At 58.1% G+C, this 248-nt stretch carries 1 pseudogene; it reads left to right on the top strand.

Annotation, left to right across the window (positions count from 1 at the left end):
- Positions 1 to 248 (top strand): annotated as a pseudogene (locus CBW22_RS25850) (SOS response-associated peptidase family protein); the annotation flags it as partial.

Here is a 248-nt window from a genome sequence, read left to right as displayed (position 1 = left end):
GTTGCTCAGTGAGCGTGACGGCGAGCTGAAGTTTGATCCTGTTTACTGGGGCTACGGTCCGGAGTGGTGGGATAAACCGCCGCTCATCAATGCCCGCAGCGAAACGGCTGCGACAGGGCGAAGCCCCTGTGGGAACACGGGCGGGCCATTGTGCCGGCATCGGGCTGGTTTGAGTGGAAAAAAAGCGGTGCCAGGAAACAGCCCTACTTCATTTATCACCGAAACAGAGAGCCGCTTTTTTTTGCGGC

It is taken from the genome of Pantoea sp. VS1 (assembly GCF_002207995.1).
In the GTDB taxonomy this organism is placed as follows: Bacteria; Pseudomonadota; Gammaproteobacteria; order Enterobacterales; family Enterobacteriaceae; genus Pantoea; species Pantoea dispersa.
This window is presented reverse-complemented; position numbering and strand designations above follow the sequence as displayed.